Consider the following 20,607-nt stretch of genomic DNA (forward strand, 5'->3'; position numbering starts at 1 on the left):
TGAAAGAGGCCGATTGGAGCGGCGTTCGCGCGAACCCGGACACGCTCCGAATCGCTAGACTCGAACGGTGATTGTGCAGTAAAAAGGAAGCGATTTCATGCGAATGGGAATGTTTGGCGCGGCGGGTCTTTCACTCGTGCTCTTTGCCGGCGCCGCGCAGAGCGTGTACGCGGAAGCGCCGAGCCCCGAAGAGCTGCGCGACGAGATCCGCGCGATGGTGCAGACGGCGCGCGACAAAGTGTTTCCCGCGCTCGTCAACATCTCGGTCGTCACGACCAACTTCGAGGGGGGCGAAGAATCCAAGGGCGGCGCGACAGGCAGCGGCACGATCATCAGCAAGCAGGGTCACATCCTCACGAATCAGCACGTCGTGAACGACGGCAAGAAATTCAAGATCACCCTGGCAGATCGGACGATCGTGCCGGCGAAACTCGTCGGCGAAGACCCGCTCACGGACCTTGCGATTCTGCAGATCAACATGGATGAGTTGCCCAAAGGGACAGAGCTCGCGGTCGCGGAATTCGGCGATTCGAACAAGCTCGCGATCGGCGACACGGTGATGGCGATGGGTTCGCCGTTCGCGCTCTCGCGGAGCGTGACGCTCGGCATCGTCAGCAACAACGAGCGCGTCTTCACCAGCGGGTTCCTGCGCGAAGAAGTGGAGGAGATGCAGGGAGAAGCCGGGAGCACCGGCATCTTCACGCGCTGGATCCAGCACGATGCCGCGATCAACCCCGGCAACTCGGGCGGCCCGCTCGTGAACCTCGAAGGAAAGATTGTCGGCGTCAACACGCTGGGCGGCAGCAACATGGGCTTTGCGAGCCCGGGCAATCTGGCGCGCCAGGTTGCGGATGCGATCATCAAGGACGGCGAGGTTGTGCGCTCGTGGATCGGCGTGAGCCTCAAGAACATCCGCGATACCGGCTACGAAGACGGCGTGCTCGTGAACGTGGTGATCGAGGATTCACCGGCGTACGAGGCCGGTCTTCGCGCGGGCGATCGCATCGTTGAGCTCGACGGGAAGCCGGTGACGGCGCGCTTCGTCGAAGAGATTCCGCCGCTGGTGAAGAGCTTTGCGGATCGGCCGGTCGGGAGCCAGATCGAGGTCGGCTACGTGCGCGCTGGCGAGCGGAAGGATGCGACGATTACGACCAAGAAGCTGCTGCGAGAGCGCGGCGACCGTGCGGCGCTGCGATTGTGGGGCGTCACCATCGCCGAGATCACCGAGAAGCTCGCGGAGGATCTGCACCTGACGAACCGCGACGGCGTGTTCGTCACCGGCGTGAAGGGCGGCAGCCCGGGCGATCTCTCCGAGCCTTCCCTGCAGGGCGGCGACATCATCAAGACCATTGGCGGCAAGCCGGTGAAGAGCGTGCACGAGGCGATCGCGGCGTACAAGTCGGTCATGAACCCGGACGACGCGAAGAACCTCACTCCCGCCGAGGCCGCATCGAAGATTCCGGAATTTCTGCTCATCGAGTTCGATCGGCGCGGGAAGAGCCAGGCGACATTGATCAAGCCGCGCCCGGATAAGAAGGAAGACCCGCCGCGCGAACTGCCGAAGGCCTGGATCGGCATCGCGACGCAGCCGGTGCTGCGTGACCTGGCGCGCGAGATGGGGCTCGAGAGCCAGACCGGCCACATGATCACGCGCATCTATCCGGGAACGCTCGCCGAGAAGAGCGACCTGAAGGTGGGCGACGTGATCATCGCGATCAACGGAGACAAGACATCCGTCAAGGGGATGCAGGACACCGGTGCGCTTCAGCGGAAAATCCGGACTCTGAACACCGACGGCGAAGCGGTGGTCAAGGTGCTGCGCAAGGGCAGCGACGGGAAGCCGGTTCCGGAAGAGATCAAGGTGACGCTCGAGCGCACACGGCTCTCGCCCGAAGAAGCGCGGCGCGACACGAACAAGGATTTCGAGATTACCGTGCGCGAGCTCACGTTCTTCGATCGCGACGACAACCGCTGGGAACAGACGGTGGACGGCGTGATCGTGTCGGGGGCGGAGCCGCTCGGCTGGGCGGGCGCATCGGGGATTCGCTCGGGCGATCTGATCCAGCGCATCAGCGTGCCGAGCGACGCGAGCGGCGCCGAAGAATGGAGCGAGACGATCACGGATCTTGATGGCTATCGCAAAGCAATGGCGCGGCTCGCGAAGGAGCAACCGGCGCGCGTCACGATGGGAATCCTGCGCGACAACCGGGCGATGTACCGCTACCTCGAACCGGAATGGAAGCCGACGGTGCAGAGCGATGGGGCGAAGGACGCTCCCGCCAAGTAGTTACCAGCTCGCGATGATCAGAAGATTCGGCGGCTTACCATTGGCCTCGCACGGGAAGGCGGCCATTTGCGTCGCTTCCTTCTGGAGTATCGCATGCTCGGTTCCTTCAAAAGTGTCCGCAGTCTCTTCGCTTCGTTCGCAGTGCTTGCCGCGTGTGCCGCGTCGGTCGCGCGCGCCGGCGTTGACCCGGTCTTCGCCAAGCTCACCGAGGCCAAGAGCCCGGCGATCGTCACGATCAAGTTCGTGCTGAAGATCAGCATGGGCGGCAGCGATGAGGAGCGAGAGACCGAAATCGCCGGCGTCATGATCGAGCCCGACGGCATGGTCATGGCGAGCAACCTGCAGCTCGGCGGGGTGTCCGAGGCGATGCGATCCTTCATGGCGCAGGGCATGAGCATGACGCCGAAGGACATCAAGGTCATGGTGGGCGAGGACACCGACGGCGTCGAGGCCAAACTCGTCGCGCGCGACAGCGAACTCGATCTCGCGTGGGTGCAGATTTCCAAGAAGCCCGACAAGCCGTACGCGTCGATCGACTTCTCCGCGGGGAGCAAGGCCGTGCAGGGTCAGACGCTCTACAGCATGGAAAGACTGGGCAAGTTCTTTGATCGCGTGCCGAGCGTCAACAGCTTTGAAGTGGGCGCGATCGTCGCCAAGCCGCGGCGGCTGTTTGTTCCGAGCGAGCGCATCGGCGCCGGGCTGGGCACGCCGATCTTCTCGAGCGATATGACCGTCGTCGGCGTGACGGTGCTTCAGCTCCCGAGCAAGGAAGAGCTGGAAGCTGAGCAGGGCATGATGGGCGCTTCGCGGGGCGTGGGCGAAGTGATTCTGCCGGCGGAAGATGTCGCGAGCGCGATCAAAAAGGCGAAGGAAGCCGCGGCGAGCGGCAAGCCGGTCGATGAGCCCGCGCCCGCGGCCGACGCGGATGAGAAGAAGGAAGAGATGAAGGAAGACAAGTAATTCTCTCGCGAAGCACACGAAAGAAAAGGCCCGCGAGTGCGGGCCTTTTTCATTTGGTTTCGGCTTTGTTTCGCTGCATCCATTCCCACTGGCGCGCGAGGCCTTGTTCGAAAGAGGTCTTGGGCTCATACCCGAGTTCTTCGCGCGAGCGCTTCGGGTCGGCCCAGGTCGCGAGCACATCGCCGGCCTGCATCGGCGCGCGAGCGATCTTGGCGGGTTTGCCGACGGCCTTTGCGATCGCATCGACCATTTCGTCGAGCTTGATGGGTTTGCTGTTGCCCAGGTTCCAGATGCGGTAGCCGAAAGTGGGGATGCGGTCGAGCGCGCTGAGAATGCCGCCGACGGTGTCGGCGACGAAGGTGTAGTCGCGGCTGGAGGTCCCATCGCCGAAGAGCGTGAGCTGCTCGCCCGATGCGATCTTCGACATGAACGACCGGATGGCGAGGTCGGGGCGCTGGCGCGGGCCAAAGACCGTGAAGAACCGGAGCATGGCCACCGGCTGCTTCGTCAGGTGATGGTGCGTGTAGCCGATGAGTTCGCAGGCGCGCTTGGTCGCGGCGTAGGGGCTGATGGGCCGATCGACGTTCTCGTCTTCGCGGAACGGGCGCGATTTCTCGCCGGGCGCGAGCGTTCCGTAGACCGAGCTGGACGAGGCGATCACAACGCGCTCGAGGTTGTGCTTGGCGCACTGATCGAGCAGGATGCTGGTTCCGGTGACATTGACTCGCGCGTAACCGGCGGGGTCGGCGATGCTGGGGCGCACGCCGGCCTTGGCGGCGAGATGGATGATCGCGCCGGGGTTCGTGCGCTCGAACAAGAAAGCGACTTCGTTCTGATTGGTGATGTCACAGGGAATGAACTCGAAGCCGGCGTCGTGCTTCGCGGCGGTTGCTTCGACTTCGGCGAGGTTGAGCCGTTTGAGGCGCTCGGGATAGAACGGATCGAAGTTGTCGATTCCGACGACGCGCCTGCCGGAGCGGAGAAGCGCTTCGGCCGTGTGCGATCCGATGAAGCCCGCCACGCCGGTGATCAGTGTCGGTCGGTCACGCACGCGTCAACCTTTGCATCAGGGCCTCCGGGTTTCAAGCGCCAGACACAAGTCGCTCATCGCGAGATCAACCCGCGGCCCGCGGTCAAGACAAAACTCGCAACTTCACCGGTTCTCAACAATGAAGCAGGGCACTATCGCTAGACAGTGCCCCGCTGGAGGAGAGAGAGATCAGGTGAGTATACAAATTTATCGGTCCACGCCCCTGTTCTGTTCGATTTCCGCGAAGGTGCGCTGCCCCAAAACCCCAAATTCAGCATGAATTTGATCGTTTGTTTGTATTGTGTTTGGAACAAAAAGCCCGCTTTGTGGAGCGGGCTGAAAAAACTGTCGGTTGTGCCAGAAACGTTTCAATTGGCGGGCGGAGGAGGAGCGTCGTCCTGCGGCGGCTTGGGGCGGCGGCGCGGAGGAGGCATATCGCGACCTTCCTCGCGTGCCTTCTCGCGCAGCTTCTGGATCAGGAACTGGCGTTCTTCGGGCGTCATGCTCTCCCAGGTTTCGCGCAGATCGGGCGGGAGTGCATCGGGGCCGTCCTGGCGCGGGCCCTTGGCGCGATCGCCTTTGCCGCGTTGGTCGCCCCCGCGCTGATCATTGCCGCGCGGACCGTTCTGGAAGCGCTCGCGGATCTTCTGCATCGCCTGCTCGCGCTCTTCCGGCGTCATGTTGGCGAGGCGCTCTTTGAATTGAGGGGGCAGGTTCTCCGGATCGAACTTGCGCTGAGCGCCGTCGGGTCCGTTCTGCTTCTGGAGGCGCCGGCGCACTTCCTCACGCGCTTTGCCTTCGAGGCCGCGCTCGGCCATGTCTTTCTTGATCGCTTCGAGGCGCTCCTGCACCAAAGGCTTCTGCTCATCGGTGAGCACGGCGAAGATCTTGGCCTGCGCATCCTTGGGATTGGGGGCCTGGGCGCGCAGCTCTTCGAACTTCTGACGAGCCGCTTCGTTCGGGGCTTTTCCTTCGGGAGGCTTGGGTGCATCCGGCGGCGGCATCATCGGTTCGCCGTCGGCATCGGGCTTACCCGGACCGCGCTGCGGGCGGCCGCGATCGCCGAACTGGCCGCGCATTTCTTCGAATTCGCCCTTGTGCGCCTGGCGAAACTCTCGCATCGACTGCTCGAACTCCTGATTGATCGACTTGATTCTGGCCTGCTGATCGTCGGTCAGGCGCAGGTTTTCCGGCGTCTTGTCGTCGCGGAGCGCGCCGATCGCCCGCATGAACTCCATCTGCGGGATGGGGCGATCCGCGAGGCGCTGCTTGAGGTCGTTGCTCTGTCCGTCGCCGAAGTTGCGGCGCGTTCCGGGAACGCCGCCGTCGGTGACTTTGGGGCCCTGAAGGACCGGTTCATTCGAAGCGGGCTCGGCGATCGCGGCGGGTGCGCCGGCCGCAACAAGAAGCGCGAGTGCAAAGAGTTTGGCTTTCATCGTTCGACTCCACCCAGCGGGTAAAGGGTTGGGACCAACGGGCTTATTGCCCGAGACATCGGCTTAACCGGGGAGAGAGCACCGTATTGCGGCCCGAACAACAAAACCGCGGAAAACAAAGCCCAAATCGATCCGTCTGTGCGGCATGTGCCGCGCTTTCGGACCGGCACGGCTAGCATCGCGAAGGAAACAAACCCGCGAATTTGCCGCGGAAAGGCCCGCCGAATGTCCCTGACGAAAGACTTTGTGACAAGCTGCCTGACCGGGGTTCCCGACCCGGCGCGGGGAAAAGACCTCGTGAGCTCGGGCGCGCTGCAGTGGGTGAGCGCGTGCGACACGTACGCGTCGATCCGGCTCTTTCTGCCGCCGGAAGCGGGCAAGGCGGTGATGCAGCAGGTGGCGCAGCTCGCGCACTCGAAGATCACGCAGATCGCGCAGCGAAACGGCGAAGCGGTCGATTCGTTGATCGTCGAATTCGTGGACGATGCGGGCGCGGTAGTGCACACGGCGCGATTCGGAGGGATGACGACGAAGAGTGCACAAGAAGCCGCGCCGCCTCGAAGCCAGCCGACCCCACCCGCGGGCGGCGCGGGACACGAACCAATTCCCGGCTTGTCGAAGAGCGCGAAGCCTGCGGGCGCGAGCGCGCTGCCGGGCGTGCGCAACATCATCGCGGTCGGCGCGGGCAAGGGCGGCGTCGGCAAGAGCAGCATCGCGCTGAACCTGGCCGTCGGTCTTGCGCGCCGGGGGCTGGCCGTCGGATTGCTCGACGGTGATATCTACGGACCGTCGATGCCGACGATGCTCGGGCTCGGCGCGCTCGAGCAGGCGGTGGTCGCGGGAAGGCTCCAGCCTTTCTATGTGCACGGGATCAAGGCGATCACGATCGGGAAACTGGTCGATCCGGATCGGCCGTTGATCTGGCGCGGGCCGATGGCGCACGGCGCGTTCAAGCAGCTCACCGAGCAGACGAGCTGGGGCGAACTCGACTATCTCATCATCGACCTGCCACCGGGCACGGGCGACATCGCGCTGACGATGGCGCAGACGCTTCAGCTGACGGGCGCGATCGTCGTGTGCACGCCTCAGAAAGTGGCGCAGGACGATGCGGTGCGGGCGGCGGGCATGTTCAAGCAGCTCGGCATCGATGTGCTCGGCGTGGTTGAGAACATGAGCTACTTCGTCGGCGACGATGGGAAGTCATACGACATTTTCGGGCGGGGCGGCGCGGAGGTGATGGCGCAGCGCCTGGGCGTGCCGTTCCTCGGCGCGGTGCCGATCACGATGGCGCTGCGCGAGAACAGCGACAAGGGCGACCCGAGCGCGAACTTCGAGGGCACGGACGGCGCGGGCGGTCGGCTGCGCGATGCGCTCGAGAACCTCGTGACGAATCTCGAATCGCAGGCGGCGCTCGCGGCGATGCGGAGCGGCGCGCAGAAGCCGGTCTTGACGATCTCGTAGCGGTTGTAAGCCTGCGTGGGGCCTGAAGTTGAGGCGAAACCGGGCGGCGGGATTGCCGCGGCGGCTTGAGTCGCGCGCGGAGGGCCCAGACAGTGCGCCACACGCACAAAGGGGAACAAGGTCATGGCCAAGAAATCAAAGAAGCCGGCGAAGAAAGCATCGAAGCGGGGCGGTTCGAAAGCCAAATCGAGTGCAAAGAAGAAGACATCGAACAAGCAGGATTCGATGGCGCCGCAGAACATCAAGACCGGCTCCGGCATGAGCCCGATGGAGGTCGGCAGCAAGCTGGTCGCCGATTTCAACAGCGGCAAGATGCATCTCAACGACATGTGGTCGCCGTCGATCGTGTCGATCGAGGGATTCGGCGTGAGCCAGGCGTGGCGCGGGCGCAAGGCCGTGGACGCCAAGAACGAGTGGTGGGCGAGCGATCACGTCGTGCACGGCGCCAGCGCCGAAGGGCCGTTTGTCGGCGCGACGGGATTCGCGGTGAAGTTCATCATCGATGTCGAGACAAAGAGCAGCGCCAAGCGCGAGACGATGACCGAAGTGGGCGTCTACACCGTGAAGAACGGGAAGATCGTGCAGGAAGAATTCATGTATCGGGCGGGGTGAACCGCAAACGGCAACGGCCATGTCAGAGAGTGGGCGGATCCGCGACCCGAGATTTCGGTATTCTCTCGAAATGCCTCGCTTAACGTTTCACGATCTCGGGGTCTGGTATCCCGGAGCTTTTCTTGCCAGAAAGTTTCCTTGGATAATTGGGCGTGTTGGGTTTCCACTTTTGGTTGTGGTAGTGCCCCTGCTGACCCCTTTGCTTTTGGATTTGGTTCGTTCCGGCTCGCTGAAGCCTTCATTGAAGGTGGCCGTCTTGATTGCGATTGGTGTCTCTGCTGCAGCTGTCGCGTATTTGAAGGAAGCGGAAAGTCGGCTTGAAAAGCTGGAGAAAGAAGACGCGATAGCTGCGGTGCATCAAGCGAGGCAAGACGTTTGGCGTCGAATCGGAGAGCTTAATAGTGATGCCGCTGGGGCAACTGGGCAACTCGTCGAAGCGCTGGATGACAGGAGCCGAAACCAACCAAAGTTTCAATCGCAGGTTGAGCACCTTCAAACCGCAATTTTGGCGAACATTGCGGACTGCCTTTCTCAGCACCTCGGTCTGGACCGAAGAGTGATCAGCGCAAATTGGTCGGTCCTCCAAGTTCAAGAGGGAAAGGAGTATTTCGTCCCTCTTCGTTACGACCGTCATGACGTCCGAAGGGCACACGGAAGCCGCTCTCATGAATTGGCGTCTGATAAGCCGGGAGCTTCGCGTGCCCTCCTGACTGGGAAAGTCACGCTCGTACCGGACACGCAGAGCTCAGATATGCTTCCCTTTTTTCCGGATTCGCCCGCCTATCGGTCGATTCTTTCAATACCCGTAACAGTACGGAATTCCAGGCTGGGGGTCGTGAATATTGACGCTACTGAGCCGAACTTGCTTTCTCTCGACTTAGAAACTCTTGTCGCCGATCTGGCGTATCTGATAGGATTATGCGAGCATCTAAAAGGGGAGTAGCTCCATGGCAAAGCCGAACACTCTTCAGGAAGGGCGAAATCTCCGCGAAGTGGTAGAGAGGTACGGTAAGTATGCGAGCCAGCAGATTTCCTACGCCCAATTGCACGAGAGTGCTGCCACTAACTCTCAGGTAGCTGTGGCATCCGAAAAATCGAAAAAGATTCAGATGAAATAGATCTGTCATCTCGTGGTCATGCGTCTTCGCTCGCGTTCGACACCGATCGCCTTGATGGCTTTGCCGAGCGCATCGTCGAGGTGCTCGTTGACGAGGAAGAGGTCGTAGACGCCGCAGATGCGGGCCTGCTGGATTTCGGCCTTAGCCTGCGCGAATCGTTTCTGGATCGCGGACTCCTCTTCGCGTCGGCGCCCGCGCAGGCGCTCGAGCAGGCTTTCTTCATTCGGAGGGAGGACGAAGATCGCGAAGGCGTCGGGGATCTGTTTCTTGACGTTGACGGCGCCGACGACATCGATCTCCAGAATCACAAGCCGTCCCCGCTTGAGTTGCTCGAAGACCCAGCCCTTGGGCGTGCCGTACATTTTTCCGTAAACACCGGCGGTCTCGAGGAACTCGCCTTTGGCGTTCATCGCCTCGAATTCATCGTCGGTGGCGAAGTGATAGTCGACGCCTTCGACGTCGATACCCGACGAAGGGCGGGTGGTCCACGAGACCGAGAAGACCGCATCGGAGATGGAGCGCTCGATGCCGCGGGTGATTGTCGTCTTTCCGACGCCCGATGGACCGGAGATGATGACGACCATTCCGTCGTCGGTATCGGTGGGCAAACGGTGTGCAGGAGGAGGCATCGGCGGCGAGTTTATGCGCGGGGGGTGGGGGCGGGGCGGCGCGGATGCTGCCGGAGCGGAGCGGCGAGCCAAACGGGCGGGATTCTCACGACGACCGGGAGCAAGCCCGCGAACACGCTTCGAGCGCCGCCATGCGGACGCCGACGCCGACGGTGACCTGGCGCAGGATGACGGACTGCGGCCCGTCGGCGACGTCGGGGTCGAGCTCGATGCCGCGGTTGATCGGGCCGGGGTGCATGATGACGGCGCCGCGTTTGAGGCGGCCGGCGCGCTGAGCGGTCATTCCGAAGAACGACTTGTACTCGCGGACGGAGGCGATGGCGGGGGAGCTCTTGCCCGCGGGGTCGGGCGGCGCATCGTGGCGCTCGAACTGCACGCGGAGCATCATGACGGCATCGACCTTTGGCAGCACGCCGTCGAGATCGTGCGTGACTCGGACGCCGGTGCCGAGCGACTCGAGGCTGCGCGGAGCGAGTCCGGCAGGGCCGACGCAGACGACGCGGGCGCCGAGGGTCGTGAGGCCGGCGATGGTCGATCGCGCAACGCGCGAAGACACAACATCGCCGACGATCGCGACGGTCAGGCCCTTCATGTCGAAGTCGCTCAGGCGTTTGTGGGCTTCGGCGAGCGTGTAGATATCGAGCAGGCCTTGCGTCGGGTGTTCGTGCTTGCCGTCGCCCGCGTTGATGACCGGGCAGTGGACGTTGGAGGCGATGAGTGCCGCGGCACCGGCGTGGCGGGCGCGGATGACGAGCGCGTGCGCTCCCATGGCTTCCACGTTGCGCGCCGTGTCGATGAGCGTTTCGCCCTTGGTGACGCTGGAGAACGCGCCGAGCAGATTGGAAACGTGCGCGCGGAGGCGGTGAGCGGCGTTGGTGAAACTGGTGCGGGTACGCGTCGAATCTTCGAAGAACAGGTTGGCGATCGTCGTGCCCTGGAGCGGTGAACCGGAGACGTCGGTGGTGACGTCCACGTACTTCCGAGAGGCCATGAGGAGCGCGCGGATCTGCGAGGCTGGGACGCCCTGAAGCCCGATCAGGTCTTTGTGCGGCCACTGCGAGCCGAATTTGCCCGGCGCGGCATTTCGCCGGCGCCCTTTGCGCGACTTCACCATGCGGACATGGTAACGGGCTTACTTGTCTTCCGAATCGTCGACCCGCTGCATCGGCTGCGGGGGCAACTCGTCGTCCACGGAGTTGGAGAGTTTCGGTGCATCCGCGGCGGTTCCGGGAATGTGGAGCGCCGGCGGTTCGAGCACGCCGATCTCATATTCGCTCGAGCCCGTCACGTGCCACGGGTTCCAGCCGCCTGCGAGTCGCACCTCGACACCCCGGTAGACGCGACCGCCGGTGGGTTTGTCGGCGACTTCGAAGACGGGGCGCACGACGTCGATGCGTGCGATCTCGCCCCGGAGCCAGACGCGGGTGACGTGATAGATCGGGAGCGAGGTGGAGTTGGCTTCGGTGATGGGCTGCACGCCGTGGCCCACGATCGAAGCGATTCGCTGGTAGGTCTCTTCGGACGAGCCGGCGGGCAGATTGATCGCAAAGGGCGCGTTGTCGCCACCGGGGGGCGGGTAGCGCATCGCCGTCCAGCGGACTGCCGCGGCGATGGCGTTCTTCATGTTGGGGCTGTTGTTGACGTTTTTGATCGCGAACTCGTCACCGGTGATGGGCGGGTAGTTGGCGTATTCGCGTGCGCAGGACGCGAGCGCGATCGTGCCCGAGAGCGTGAGAAGAGTCGTGAGGCGCAATTTCATAGCGTCTTCCTTCGGTCCGTCGGGCGTTGGAGCAAGAGTCCGCACGGCCCCGGCCGCGGGAGAATAGTGGGTTCCTTGCAGAAAGAGGTCAAGCCGCGAATCGGGCGAGAGAAACCGGGCGAAAGATCAGGCGTGCCGAAGAAGCGCGGGAAGTCGGGATTGATTGCATCGCCGAAACAAGCCAGACGGTTTGTTGTGGGGATTTCGGGAGCATCGGGCGCGTGGTATGCGCAGCGATTGCTCGAGATTCTTCTTGGCGGCGGCCACGAGATTCACCTCGTGGTGAGTGACTACGGCAAGCGCCTGCTCTTTGATGAATCGGGGGTCAGGGCGATCGATCTGGCATCGCTGTGTCCGAGATTGGCGAAAGCCGCGACGAGGTCGAGAGTGGCGGAGCTGTCGGAGCGATTGATCGTCCATCCGAACAAGGATGTGGGCGCGGTGATCGCTTCGGGGAGTTTTATACACGACGGGATGGTGGTGATCCCGTGTTCGAGCGCGAGCCTGGGCGCGATGGCGAGCGGGAGCGGGAGCAATCTGCTTTGCCGCGCCGCGATGGTGACGCTGAAGGAGAGGCGGCCGCTGATTGTGTGCCACCGCGAGATGCCGCTGAGCCTGATCGATATTCGCAATATGGAGACGCTCGCGCTGGCGGGCGCGACGATCTGTTCGCCGAACCCGGGGTTTTACTTGTTGCCGGATTCGGTAGGGGAGATCGTGGATTTCACGGTGGGGAAGGTGCTCGATCTGTTGAAGGTGGAGCACGATCTGAAGACGAGGTGGGAGGGAGCGGAGCGCGAGGCGGATTAGATGCGGCGGCGACGCGCGAGCATCGAACCGAGACCGATCGCGAGGAGTGCGCTCCCCGGAGCGGGAATTTCCAGACGTCCGAAGTTCATGGCGAAATAGTCGGGCGCGATGATTGGGCCGAAGTCGGTGTTGTAGATCGCGGTCGCCCAGATTTCGAGGCGTGCGATGTTCGCGGAGTCGGAGCGCACCCCCATGAACTTGGCGGAGTTGTCGGCCATGCTCCCGACGATGCGTTTCATCGAGAGATCGAAGAGGCCGATCATGTTGTCTTCGACATCGAACACCCCGACGTGCATGATCCACGAGTTCGAGAAACTAGCATCGAATTGGGCGCCGAATCCGCGGATCGCTTCCGAGAAAGTCAGCGAGAGTCGTGCATCGGTCGTCGGTGGCGACACGAGATCTTGGCCGGAAACGCGGAGCAGCGCTGCGTTGGCGCCAAAGTTTCCCGCCCAGCCCGAGAAGGGATCGGGAGCGCCCGCCCATTGATCGACGCGGCTGAGACCGGAGGCATCGCTCGAATAGGACTCCGCCCAGAAGCTCCGACCGCTGACGGAAGTTCCCCCGACCAAGCCGGGAACGGACGCACCGGTGGGGCCAAACTGGGACCACTGAATGGTGTCGCTCGTGGCGAACGAGGCTTCGTTTGACACAAGGCTGACGCCGCCGAGCGACGCGGATGAAATTCCAGAGACAACACAGGCGATCAGGACACGGCGCATTTGCGGCTCCAAGGGGTGGTCGGGCAATTCCCCGGTCAGACAAGCTGCGGGACAAATTGCAGTGGTGCCAGCCGACCAAAGCGCCGTTCCGCGTGGTCTCTCGATAAGCACAAGAGCAAGCGAGACTTGCGGGCGGCTGATTTTTCGCGCGAAAATGGCGGATCGGTGAAAACACCGGCACGCCATTCCCGTATTAGTTAGTGCTTACTACGATTGGAGGCACTATGCCGCGGGTGTGTTTGGTGGGCATGTCCGGGTTTCGGGTGCGCGAAAAGGAGATGGGCGCGCTGGGGATGTCGTTGCCGGGGCTGCACGACCGGGCGCAAGCGATCGCGGCGCTGCCGCCGCTCGGACTGCTGACCCTCGCAGGAATGACGCCTGCGAATTGGCATGTGAGTTTTCGAGAAGCTCCCGCGGCCGATGAAGCGCTGGTCGAATCGATTGTCTCGGAGAGGCCCGATCTGGTCGCAATCTCGGCTCTGACCGCTTCGATTCTCGAGGCGTATGCGCTGGCGGATGCGCTTCGTGTCGAGGGAATTCCGGTCGTTCTGGGCGGGCTGCATGTGACGGCGCTCCCGGAGGAAGCAATTGCGCACGCGGATGCGGTCGTGATCGGGGACGGAGAATCAACGTGGAGGGAGCTGCTGCTTCATGCGCAGCGGGGCGAGTTGCGGCGGATGTATTCGCCGCGTGCGCCGTTTGATCTGCGCGAGGCGCCTCTGCCGCGGCTGGATCTGTTGGGGAAAAGGGAACGGCCGCGCTACACGATCCAGACCGCGCGGGGTTGTCCGCTCGCGTGTGAATTCTGCGGTGCGAGCCGGCTGCTCGGTCCGTTCCGCGAGAAGCCACTCGAGCAGATCGAGCGGGAAATTGAAGCGATCAGAGCGCTGCAGCGCCGTCCGCTCGTGGAGTTGGCGGACGACAACACGTTCGCGGGCAGGCGCGATTCGTGCGCTCTCCTCGATCTGTTCGCGAAATCGGGCATTCGCTATTTCACGGAGGCGGACTGGCGGATCGGTGAGCGGCCCGATGTGCTCGAGCGGCTCGCAGAATCAGGTTGCGTGCAGGTGCTCTTCGGCGTTGAGACGATGGAGCTGCGCTACAAGGGGATGGGCGCGAAAGGTGCATCGCTCGCGCGGGTCATGGACGCGGCACAGCGGATCCAGGAGGCGGGAGTTGCCGCGATCGGATGCTTCGTCGTTGGCGCGGACGGTGAGGACTACGAATCGCTGCAATTGCTGGCGGAGTTTCTCCAAGATGCGCCGCTCGCGGATGTTCAATTGACCCTGCAGACTCCGTTTCCCGGCACGGCGCTCTCTCGGCGGCTTCGCGCCGAGAACCGTCTGCTGCCCGACCGAGGGTGGGAGTCGTACACGCTCTTCGACCTGACGTACAAGCCGGACAAGCTTTCGCCGGAGGCGCTCGAGAACGGTTTTCGCCATCTCGTGCGTATGACATTTGATCGTGAACCGGCACGGCACCGACAGGAGATTCGCCAATCGGTCTGGTCGAAACGAATGGGCCCTTCAAACTCGAGCCGGAGCGGGGCCGCGGCATGACAACGCGCAGCGTTGTTATGTGCCTGCTGGGCTCGCGACGCGAAATCGAAGCGATTGCGAATTCGCGCTGGGCGCTGCCCGTGGGACTCCTCTTTGTGTTTTCGGGAGGCGTCGCGCGGTACTACGACAACGCGTACTTGCCCGCCGAATGGCATGTGCTGCTGCGCGGCATCGGCGTAACGCTGATCAATTCGTTTGTGTTGTTCGGGTTGGCGTGCGTATTTGCAGCGAAAGCGGACGTGTGGAAGCAGTGGGGCAAGCGCTATCTGGCGTTTCTCGGATTGTTCTGGATCTCGGCGCCGATGGCGTGGTTGTACGGCATTCCGTACGAGCAATTCCTTTCGCCGGTCGATGCCGTTCGCGCGAATGCGTGGACGCTCTCGATCGTGTCGGCTTGGCGGGTGCTTTTCGCGGCGCGAATTCTCTCAAACCTGCTCGGCGTTTCGTTTGCGGCGATGGTGTTTCCGGTTTTGTTCTTTTCGAATGCCGCGGTCTTGGTGGCGACCTCGCTGATGCCAAGACCGCTCTTTGACCTGATGGGCGGCATGCAGCTGACAGAGGTCGAGCGCGAGATCGCCAACCGGGCGATTGAAACGCAAGCCGTCGCGACGATCGCGATCATTCCGCTCGCGCTCGCAATGCTTCTTGCCGCGGCGCTTGCCAGGCGAACGGGGGCGATGGCAATCGTTCAAACTTCGACGATGCCGAAGGGGGCTCTGGTATTTGCCGGTTCGGCGCTGGTGATTTGGATCAATCCGGCGCGAGCGATGCTGCCGGAGCAGGAGCGGCGGTATCGCGCCGAAAGCGCACTGCGTGGCGGAAGAATCGAAGAAGGGTTGCGGGAGCTTTCGCGGCATGTTCGGGCCGACTACCCGCCCGCGTGGGAGCCGCCGCCGGTCCTGCTGTACCAAGAGAAAAACCCGTCGATGGCGAGTATCCGCGAAGCGATCCGGCAGAAACCGCCCGCGCCATGGGTTCTTGATTTGTACGCCCAGAAGAGCCTCAGAGAGCTGGGGATGAGCATGCACCTCTATGGGCAGCGGATCGAATTCGAGCGACTGCCGGTCGAATTGGAAACGGAGGCCAACGTCCGGGCGCTCCGCTTTCACCTTGACTTTGATCGGTCATTGTCCTCGGCGGAGCGGCGGGCGCTCGGCGACGCCGTCGAGCGAATAACGCGGAACCGAAAGTAGGAGAGCACGGTTTTCTGAAATGAAGTAGAGTCTGTTTTGTAACCGATAGAGCGTGCCCGTCGAACAAGGGAATGGTGAGAATCGTTGTGCAGGGTCGGGGAAACTTGTGTGCGGAGTTATGTGTCACGGCGGGACGGGGCGCGGTCGAACGCGCCGAGAAAGGGTGCATTCCAATTGGATGGAGGAATGTCCCGGGCGAAGGAGGCACTTTGATTCGAGCATCGATGATCAGAACGCTGGGCGGCGCCGCGGTGATCGCGGCAGCGCTCGCGACACAAAGCCGTGGCGTTGAGCCGGCCCGATCGCCCGATTCAGCGATCGATTTCCGCGAGACGGTGCAGAAGGGAAAATCAAAGGTCTTTCCGGCCGTCGTTTACATCCGCGTGGTGCGGGAAGACAACGACCGGGGAGAGAAGAAGGCGCAGCAAATCTCCGGCTCGGGGGTGATCATTTCTTCGGACGGTGAAGTGCTGACAAACTGGCACGTGATCGACAAGGCACAGGACGTGCGGTGCCTTCTGACCGATGGGCGCGCCTTGCCGGCGACGGTGATCGGGAGCGATAAGGACACGGATCTCGCGCTCATCCGTTTGCGTCAAAAACCCGGCGATGCGGCGCTGCCGTTCGCGCAGTTTGGCGATTCCTCCAAGCTTCACGAGGGCGACTTCGTGATGGCGATGGGTGCGCCCTGGGGACTGAATCGTTCGGTCTCCATTGGGATCGTGTCGTGCGTTCGTCGCTACCTCGAGGGCATCAGCGAGTACAGCCTGTGGCTTCAGACCGACGCCGCGATCAATCCGGGGAACTCGGGCGGGCCGCTGGTGAACACCGACGGAGAAGTGGTGGGCATCAACGCGCGCGGAACGAGCGGCTCGGCGGAAGGTTTGGGATTTGCGATTCCTTCGGACACCGTCTCGGTGCTGATCGCACAGATTCGCCAGTTTTCAAAGGTGAATTGGACGTGGTTCGGCCTGCAGTTGCAGCCACTGCGCGATTTCAACAAGGACACGTATTTCGAGGGGGCGACGGGAGTGATGGTCGCAGAGACCGACCTCGATAGTCCGGCGCGAAGCGCGGGGATCCGGCCGCGCGATCGGCTGCTCTCCGTGAACGGCGCGGAGTTGAGCGGGCTCACCGAGGAGGATCTGCCGGCGGTGCGCCGCAAGCTCGGGCTGTTGCCGAAGAACACGCCCGCGACGTTTGTCGTGCAGCGCGGCAGCGAGAAGCTGACTGTGGAGATTACGCCGCGGGAAAAAGGCGCTGTTGAGGGCAAGGAGCTGGCGCTCAAGCGCTGGGACATGACCATCAAGGAAATCAATCAGTTCGACAACCCCGAGCTCTACTTCCATCGCAATCAGGGCGTCTTCGTGCACGCGACGAAGTACCCCGGCAACGCGTCGGGGTCGGGGCTTTCGGGGAATGACATCATCCTGAAAATCGACGGAAAAGAAGTCGCGACGCTCGCCGATGTGGAATCGCTCCACGCTGAATTGGTCGCAAACGTCGAGAGCAAGTCTCGCATCGTGCTCACGGTTCTGCGGGGCGGGCTGACGCGGCAGGTTGTGCTGGACTTCCATCGGGACTTTGATCGCGAGTGAAGAACGCGGCGGCGCATCGAGCGGTCGCCTTGAAAAGAGGTGCGGAATGCGGAATTACTTGGGCTTGTGCCTGGTCGTCATGGCGGGTTCGTTGCTGGGAGCCGAGGTGCGCGCCGTGCAGGAAGGGGAATCGCCCGCCATCAGGAGCGCCAGTCCCGCACCGGCGGAACTGGCTTCGATGATCGCGAAGCTCAAGGGTTCATTTGTTCAGGTCGAGGTCACGCCTCGCTTTGATGGTGGCGAAGCGCCCTACGACATTCTGACGATGCCCTCGTCGGGCGGTTGTGTTTCGAAGTCGATGGCGGACTCGGTGTCGGCGAGCTTCATCACCGACTCGTGGAGCGAGGTGATGCGCGAGGAGCGGCCGGTGACGGCGGGCGGCTTTTTGGTCGCGCCCGATCGGGTCTTCACCGCCGAGCTGGCCCTGCATCCGCGATTCGTGAAGTCGATCGTCGTGCGCCTGGGCGACGAGGCCGTTGCGGCAACCGTGGACGGCTATCTCGCGGACGAGCCCGGGATGTTCCTGAAGCTGGAGCGTCCGATCAACGGCGGTAAGCCGCTCTCGTTCGGTGCCGATGCGGGCGAGCCTGCGGTCGGGATCCGGTACAACAAGATCGACGGGGAGTGGGTTGTCACCGCGTCGGGTGCGCCGGGCGGGGTCATGGTGACGGAACAGGGAAATGCGACCACACGCGGTGCGGGAAACACTTTGCTCGTCGATCGAGACGACACGCCCGTGACGATCTTGAGCGGCGGTCACCTTCGCGTGGACGGATCGTGGCGGATCGACCCGGCGAAGAAACTGTGTGTTTCATCGGATCAATGGAGCGACGCGATTGCGAAGATCCGCGAGGCCTCGGAAATGCAGGTTCCGCGCGTGCACATCCAGTTTCGGAGCCCGGCGACCGGCTCCGAGCGACGGCGCAGCTACTTCCGCGACAGCGACGACGGCGTGCAGACCGAATGGTTCGGCCCGGGCTTGATGGTGGACGACCGAACGATCCTGATCCCCGCCGGGTTCAATCCAAAGACGACGGCGCGGCTCGAGAAAATCACGGTGCACTTCCCCGGCGGATCGGAAAGGCAGGCGACGTTTGCCGGGAATTTGCGTGATTGGCAGGGAATGGTCGCGACGTTTGATGAGAGCATCGGAACCGGCGCGAAGCTGCGTGCGGGCCAGGTGACGGATCTTCGGGACCGGTTGCTCGTGCAGGGGTCGATCGCGGTCAAGGGCGAGACGCGCACGGCGCACTTCGGAACTCAGCGCGTGCGCGACTTTGAGGAAGGCTTCCGCGGGGTGCTCTATCCGTCGATGACGGCGGTCTCCGGAGGCGGCCGCTGGGACGATCGGGGACTGGCCTACCACACCTTCTTGTTCACGCTCGATGGCGAGATCGCCGCCGTTCCCATGGGCCGGCGTGACCGATTGAACACCGGCGATCGGTCGTACTCGCGCTCCGGCGACGACAAACTCGTTCCGTCGGATGTCGTGCGCGACGCTTTGCGCCAGGGAAAGAGCGCATACGACGCCGACAACAAGCCGTTGAGCAAGGAAGATGAATTGCGGCTCGCGTGGATCGGTGTCGAGATGCAGGGAATGAACCCGGATCTTGCCCGCGCCAACGACATTGTCGAGTTGACCAACGGAGGTCGCAGCGGCGGGATCGTGACGTATGTGTACGCGGACTCACCCGCGGCGCAAGCCGGCATGCAAGTCGGCGATGTGCTGCTGCGAATTCAGATCGATGGCCAGCCCAAGCCCCTGGAGATCGAGGTTGAGGATAACGGCATGGGCTCGGTCATGGACAGGTACTGGGAGTATCTCGATCGGGTGCCCGAGGAATACATGGATCGGATTCCTTCTCCGTGGGGCAACGCCGAGACGCCCGTCATTCGTTCGCTTACCGACATGGGCTTCGGCACCGGCTACACGATCGAGGCGGTTCGCGAAGGCAAGACGCTGCAGTTTCCGATGGTCGTGACGCTGGGCCCGTCTCACTACGAAGCCGCGGCAAAGTTCAAGAGTGAGGACTTGGGATTGACCGTCAAGGACATCACGTACGAGGTTCGCCGTTACTTCCAGATGAAGCCGGAAGATACCGGCGTGATCATCGCGAAAGTGGAGCGGGGCGGACGTGCCGCGGTCGCGGGGCTCAAGCCGCTCGAGACGATCAGGTCGGTGAACGACAAGCCGGTCGCGAGTGTGAAAGACTTTGAGGACGCCGTGAAAACCGGCGGCGAGTTCAAGATGGCGGTGAAGCGGATGACGCAGGGACGCACCGTTGTTGTGAAGCCGGGTGCCAAGCCGGCTCAGAGCAGTGAAGAGATGCCGAAATCTGACGAGGACGCCGACGACAGATAGGCACCCGGCGCGGTTCAGGTTCCTTGCCGCATATCTGCGCGCGGCCTCTCGGCACCGAAAACCGAAAGTCCCGCGGGGCGACGACTAGAGCGGTTTCAGTCTTTGCGTAGCGAGTAACCGCAGTGGCGGAAGCAGTTGGCGGCGTCGGATGGGGAGATCTGGTCCAGGACCGACTGCATCGCCTTCCACAGAGCTTCTTTCGTGCGGCATGCCAGCGATCGCAGCAGCTGCTTGATCTTGGCAAAGACCATCTCGATGGGATTCAGATCGGGCGAGTACGGCGGCAGGAACTCCAGCCGCGCTCCGCGTGATTCGATCAGCGTTCGTGCCTTCTCGCTCTTGTGGCTCGACAGGTTGTCGAGGATCACCACGTCCCCCGGCTTGAGTTCGGGCACGAGCACCTGCTCGACGAACGCGTCGAAGACATCACGGTTGATCGCCCCGTCCACCACCGTCGAGCAACGAACGCCGCCGATGCCCAGCGCCCCGATCAGCGAGGTCGTCTTCCAGTGGCCGTGCGGCATCTTGGCTACCAGCCGCTCGCCACGCGGCGCCCGCCCCCGCAGCCTGGTCATGTTGGTCTTGGCCCAGGTTTGGGGTGGGGTCTCGTCCAGGAAGATCAGGCGGCCGGCGTCGAGTCCGGCTTGTCCGGTCTTCCACTCTTCGCGGCGTTCTGCGACATCCGGGCGGTCCTGCTCCTGCGCGTGGATTGTCTTTTTTTGAACGACCATCCGAGCTTCTGGAGAACGCGGCAGATCGCCGATTCGGCACACTGCACCCCCAGGCGCTCACGCAGTTCCTTCAGCGTGGCGTCGGGCTGCTCCCGGACCAGCACGGCCAGACGCTCGTGGTCGATCTTGCGGACCCCACGCGAGCCCACCTTCCGCGGCCCGGCTTCGCCGCTCTCGGTGAGCCGCTGCTTGACGCGACGGGCCCATGCCGGGCTGACCTCGAACAGCCGCACGATCTGGCTGGTGGTCATGCCGCGTTTGTACGCCCGAATGATCCGATCCCGAAGATCCTGTGAGTACGCAGCAGCCATCCGTGCAGCTCCAACTCGGCGCCACTCCG

The 20,607-nt window shown here is 63.0% G+C and carries 17 protein-coding genes; 10 read left to right on the plus strand and 7 right to left on the minus strand.

Annotated elements, in window-relative coordinates:
* Window positions 1-97: 97 nt before the first annotated feature.
* Together KF691_01640 and KF691_01645 are read left to right on the plus strand one after the other, a co-directional pair.
* Window positions 98-2,287 carry a trypsin-like peptidase domain-containing protein gene (locus KF691_01640; protein MBX3388138.1) on the plus strand — a complete coding sequence of 730 codons (2,190 nt, stop codon included), beginning with the start codon at window positions 98-100 and terminating at the stop codon, window positions 2,285-2,287.
* 93 nt (window positions 2,288-2,380) lie between these two features.
* Window positions 2,381-3,247: a hypothetical protein gene (locus tag KF691_01645; protein ID MBX3388139.1), complete on the plus strand. Its 867-nt coding sequence runs from the start codon at window positions 2,381-2,383 to the stop codon at window positions 3,245-3,247.
* Between the two features lie 49 nt (window positions 3,248-3,296).
* On the opposite strand, the gene KF691_01650 is transcribed toward KF691_01645, so the two are convergent.
* Window positions 3,297-4,298 (minus strand): GDP-mannose 4,6-dehydratase, encoded by a 1,002-nt coding sequence (locus KF691_01650; GenBank protein MBX3388140.1) that lies wholly within the window; start codon window positions 4,296-4,298, stop codon window positions 3,297-3,299.
* Between the two features lie 347 nt (window positions 4,299-4,645).
* The gene (locus KF691_01655; GenBank protein MBX3388141.1) at window positions 4,646-5,713 is read right to left on the minus strand and encodes a hypothetical protein; all 1,068 of its coding nucleotides are present in this window, start codon (window positions 5,711-5,713) and stop codon (window positions 4,646-4,648) included.
* Between the two features lie 387 nt (window positions 5,714-6,100).
* On the opposite strand from KF691_01655, the gene KF691_01660 reads away from it, so the two are divergent.
* The 3 genes from KF691_01660 (at window position 6,101) to KF691_01670 (ending at window position 8,729) form a co-directional block, all read left to right on the plus strand.
* Window positions 6,101-7,174, plus strand: coding sequence for an Mrp/NBP35 family ATP-binding protein (locus KF691_01660; GenBank protein MBX3388142.1), 1,074 nt, complete (start codon window positions 6,101-6,103; stop codon window positions 7,172-7,174).
* A gap of 123 nt (window positions 7,175-7,297) precedes the next feature.
* Entirely contained in the window at window positions 7,298-7,786 is a 489-nt protein-coding gene (locus KF691_01665) for a hypothetical protein (GenBank protein MBX3388143.1), read from the plus strand.
* A gap of 70 nt (window positions 7,787-7,856) precedes the next feature.
* A complete protein-coding gene (locus KF691_01670; protein MBX3388144.1) occupies window positions 7,857-8,729 on the plus strand; it encodes a GAF domain-containing protein in 873 nt (290 codons plus the stop codon).
* A gap of 180 nt (window positions 8,730-8,909) precedes the next feature.
* Here KF691_01670 and gmk read toward each other — a convergent pair whose 3' ends face one another.
* Together gmk and KF691_01680 are read right to left on the minus strand one after the other, a co-directional pair.
* Window positions 8,910-9,533 (minus strand): guanylate kinase, encoded by a 624-nt coding sequence (gmk, locus tag KF691_01675; protein MBX3388145.1) that lies wholly within the window; start codon window positions 9,531-9,533, stop codon window positions 8,910-8,912.
* 85 nt (window positions 9,534-9,618) lie between these two features.
* Window positions 9,619-10,647 carry an aspartate carbamoyltransferase catalytic subunit gene (locus tag KF691_01680; protein MBX3388146.1) on the minus strand — a complete coding sequence of 343 codons (1,029 nt, stop codon included), beginning with the start codon at window positions 10,645-10,647 and terminating at the stop codon, window positions 9,619-9,621.
* Window positions 10,648-10,653: 6 nt separating this feature from the next.
* On the opposite strand from KF691_01680, the gene KF691_01685 reads away from it, so the two are divergent.
* Window positions 10,654-12,102, plus strand: a complete 1,449-nt coding sequence (locus tag KF691_01685; protein ID MBX3388147.1) for a UbiX family flavin prenyltransferase — start codon at window positions 10,654-10,656, stop codon at window positions 12,100-12,102.
* Here the strand turns inward: KF691_01685 and KF691_01690 are convergent.
* Entirely contained in the window at window positions 12,099-12,824 is a 726-nt protein-coding gene (locus tag KF691_01690) for a hypothetical protein (protein ID MBX3388148.1), read from the minus strand. The two genes, KF691_01685 and KF691_01690, sit on opposite strands and share 4 nt — an antisense overlap.
* Window positions 12,825-13,072: 248 nt before the next feature.
* Between KF691_01690 and KF691_01695 the strand changes: the two genes are divergently transcribed.
* The 4 genes from KF691_01695 (at window position 13,073) to KF691_01710 (ending at window position 19,536) form a co-directional block, all read left to right on the plus strand.
* Window positions 13,073-14,383, plus strand: coding sequence for a B12-binding domain-containing radical SAM protein (locus tag KF691_01695; GenBank protein ID MBX3388149.1), 1,311 nt, complete (start codon window positions 13,073-13,075; stop codon window positions 14,381-14,383).
* The gene (locus KF691_01700) at window positions 14,380-15,576 is read left to right on the plus strand and encodes a hypothetical protein (protein MBX3388150.1); all 1,197 of its coding nucleotides are present in this window, start codon (window positions 14,380-14,382) and stop codon (window positions 15,574-15,576) included. The genes KF691_01695 and KF691_01700 overlap by 4 nt, the downstream gene beginning before the upstream one ends.
* A 224-nt stretch (window positions 15,577-15,800) precedes the next feature.
* Entirely contained in the window at window positions 15,801-17,174 is a 1,374-nt protein-coding gene (locus tag KF691_01705; protein ID MBX3388151.1) for a trypsin-like peptidase domain-containing protein, read from the plus strand.
* A 46-nt stretch (window positions 17,175-17,220) separates the two neighbouring features.
* Window positions 17,221-19,536, plus strand: coding sequence for a hypothetical protein (locus KF691_01710; protein MBX3388152.1), 2,316 nt, complete (start codon window positions 17,221-17,223; stop codon window positions 19,534-19,536).
* Window positions 19,537-19,631: 95 nt separating this feature from the next.
* Here the strand turns inward: KF691_01710 and KF691_01715 are convergent, their stop codons facing one another.
* Together KF691_01715 and KF691_01720 are read right to left on the minus strand one after the other, a co-directional pair.
* On the minus strand, window positions 19,632-20,267 hold the full coding sequence (locus KF691_01715) for an IS630 family transposase (protein MBX3388153.1): 636 nt from the start codon (window positions 20,265-20,267) through the stop codon (window positions 19,632-19,634).
* Window positions 20,156-20,578 carry a transposase gene (locus tag KF691_01720; protein MBX3388154.1) on the minus strand — a complete coding sequence of 141 codons (423 nt, stop codon included), beginning with the start codon at window positions 20,576-20,578 and terminating at the stop codon, window positions 20,156-20,158. The genes KF691_01715 and KF691_01720 overlap by 112 nt, the downstream gene beginning before the upstream one ends.
* Window positions 20,579-20,607 lie beyond the last annotated feature (29 nt).

This window comes from Phycisphaeraceae bacterium (assembly GCA_019636555.1).
Lineage (GTDB): Bacteria > Planctomycetota > Phycisphaerae > Phycisphaerales > UBA1924 > JAFEBO01.

What these genes read in the sequence shown, in the direction of transcription:
- KF691_01640 (MBX3388138.1), top strand. Translation starts at nt 98, where the DNA reads ATGCGAATGGGAATGTTTGGCGCGGCGGGTCTTTCACTCGTGCTCTTT.
- KF691_01645 (MBX3388139.1), top strand. Translation starts at nt 2,381, where the DNA reads ATGCTCGGTTCCTTCAAAAGTGTCCGCAGTCTCTTCGCTTCGTTCGCA.
- KF691_01655 (MBX3388141.1), bottom strand. Translation starts at nt 5,713, where the DNA reads ATGAAAGCCAAACTCTTTGCACTCGCGCTTCTTGTTGCGGCCGGCGCA.
- KF691_01660 (MBX3388142.1), top strand. Translation starts at nt 6,101, where the DNA reads ATGCAGCAGGTGGCGCAGCTCGCGCACTCGAAGATCACGCAGATCGCG.
- KF691_01665 (MBX3388143.1), top strand. Translation starts at nt 7,298, where the DNA reads ATGGCCAAGAAATCAAAGAAGCCGGCGAAGAAAGCATCGAAGCGGGGC.
- KF691_01670 (MBX3388144.1), top strand. Translation starts at nt 7,857, where the DNA reads ATGCCTCGCTTAACGTTTCACGATCTCGGGGTCTGGTATCCCGGAGCT.
- gmk (MBX3388145.1), bottom strand. Translation starts at nt 9,533, where the DNA reads ATGCCTCCTCCTGCACACCGTTTGCCCACCGATACCGACGACGGAATG.
- KF691_01680 (MBX3388146.1), bottom strand. Translation starts at nt 10,647, where the DNA reads ATGGTGAAGTCGCGCAAAGGGCGCCGGCGAAATGCCGCGCCGGGCAAA.
- KF691_01685 (MBX3388147.1), top strand. Translation starts at nt 10,654, where the DNA reads ATGGTAACGGGCTTACTTGTCTTCCGAATCGTCGACCCGCTGCATCGG.
- KF691_01690 (MBX3388148.1), bottom strand. Translation starts at nt 12,824, where the DNA reads ATGCGCCGTGTCCTGATCGCCTGTGTTGTCTCTGGAATTTCATCCGCG.
- KF691_01695 (MBX3388149.1), top strand. Translation starts at nt 13,073, where the DNA reads ATGTCCGGGTTTCGGGTGCGCGAAAAGGAGATGGGCGCGCTGGGGATG.
- KF691_01700 (MBX3388150.1), top strand. Translation starts at nt 14,380, where the DNA reads ATGACAACGCGCAGCGTTGTTATGTGCCTGCTGGGCTCGCGACGCGAA.
- KF691_01705 (MBX3388151.1), top strand. Translation starts at nt 15,801, where the DNA reads ATGATCAGAACGCTGGGCGGCGCCGCGGTGATCGCGGCAGCGCTCGCG.
- KF691_01710 (MBX3388152.1), top strand. Translation starts at nt 17,221, where the DNA reads ATGCGGAATTACTTGGGCTTGTGCCTGGTCGTCATGGCGGGTTCGTTG.
- KF691_01715 (MBX3388153.1), bottom strand. Translation starts at nt 20,267, where the DNA reads ATGGTCGTTCAAAAAAAGACAATCCACGCGCAGGAGCAGGACCGCCCG.
- KF691_01720 (MBX3388154.1), bottom strand. Translation starts at nt 20,578, where the DNA reads ATGGCTGCTGCGTACTCACAGGATCTTCGGGATCGGATCATTCGGGCG.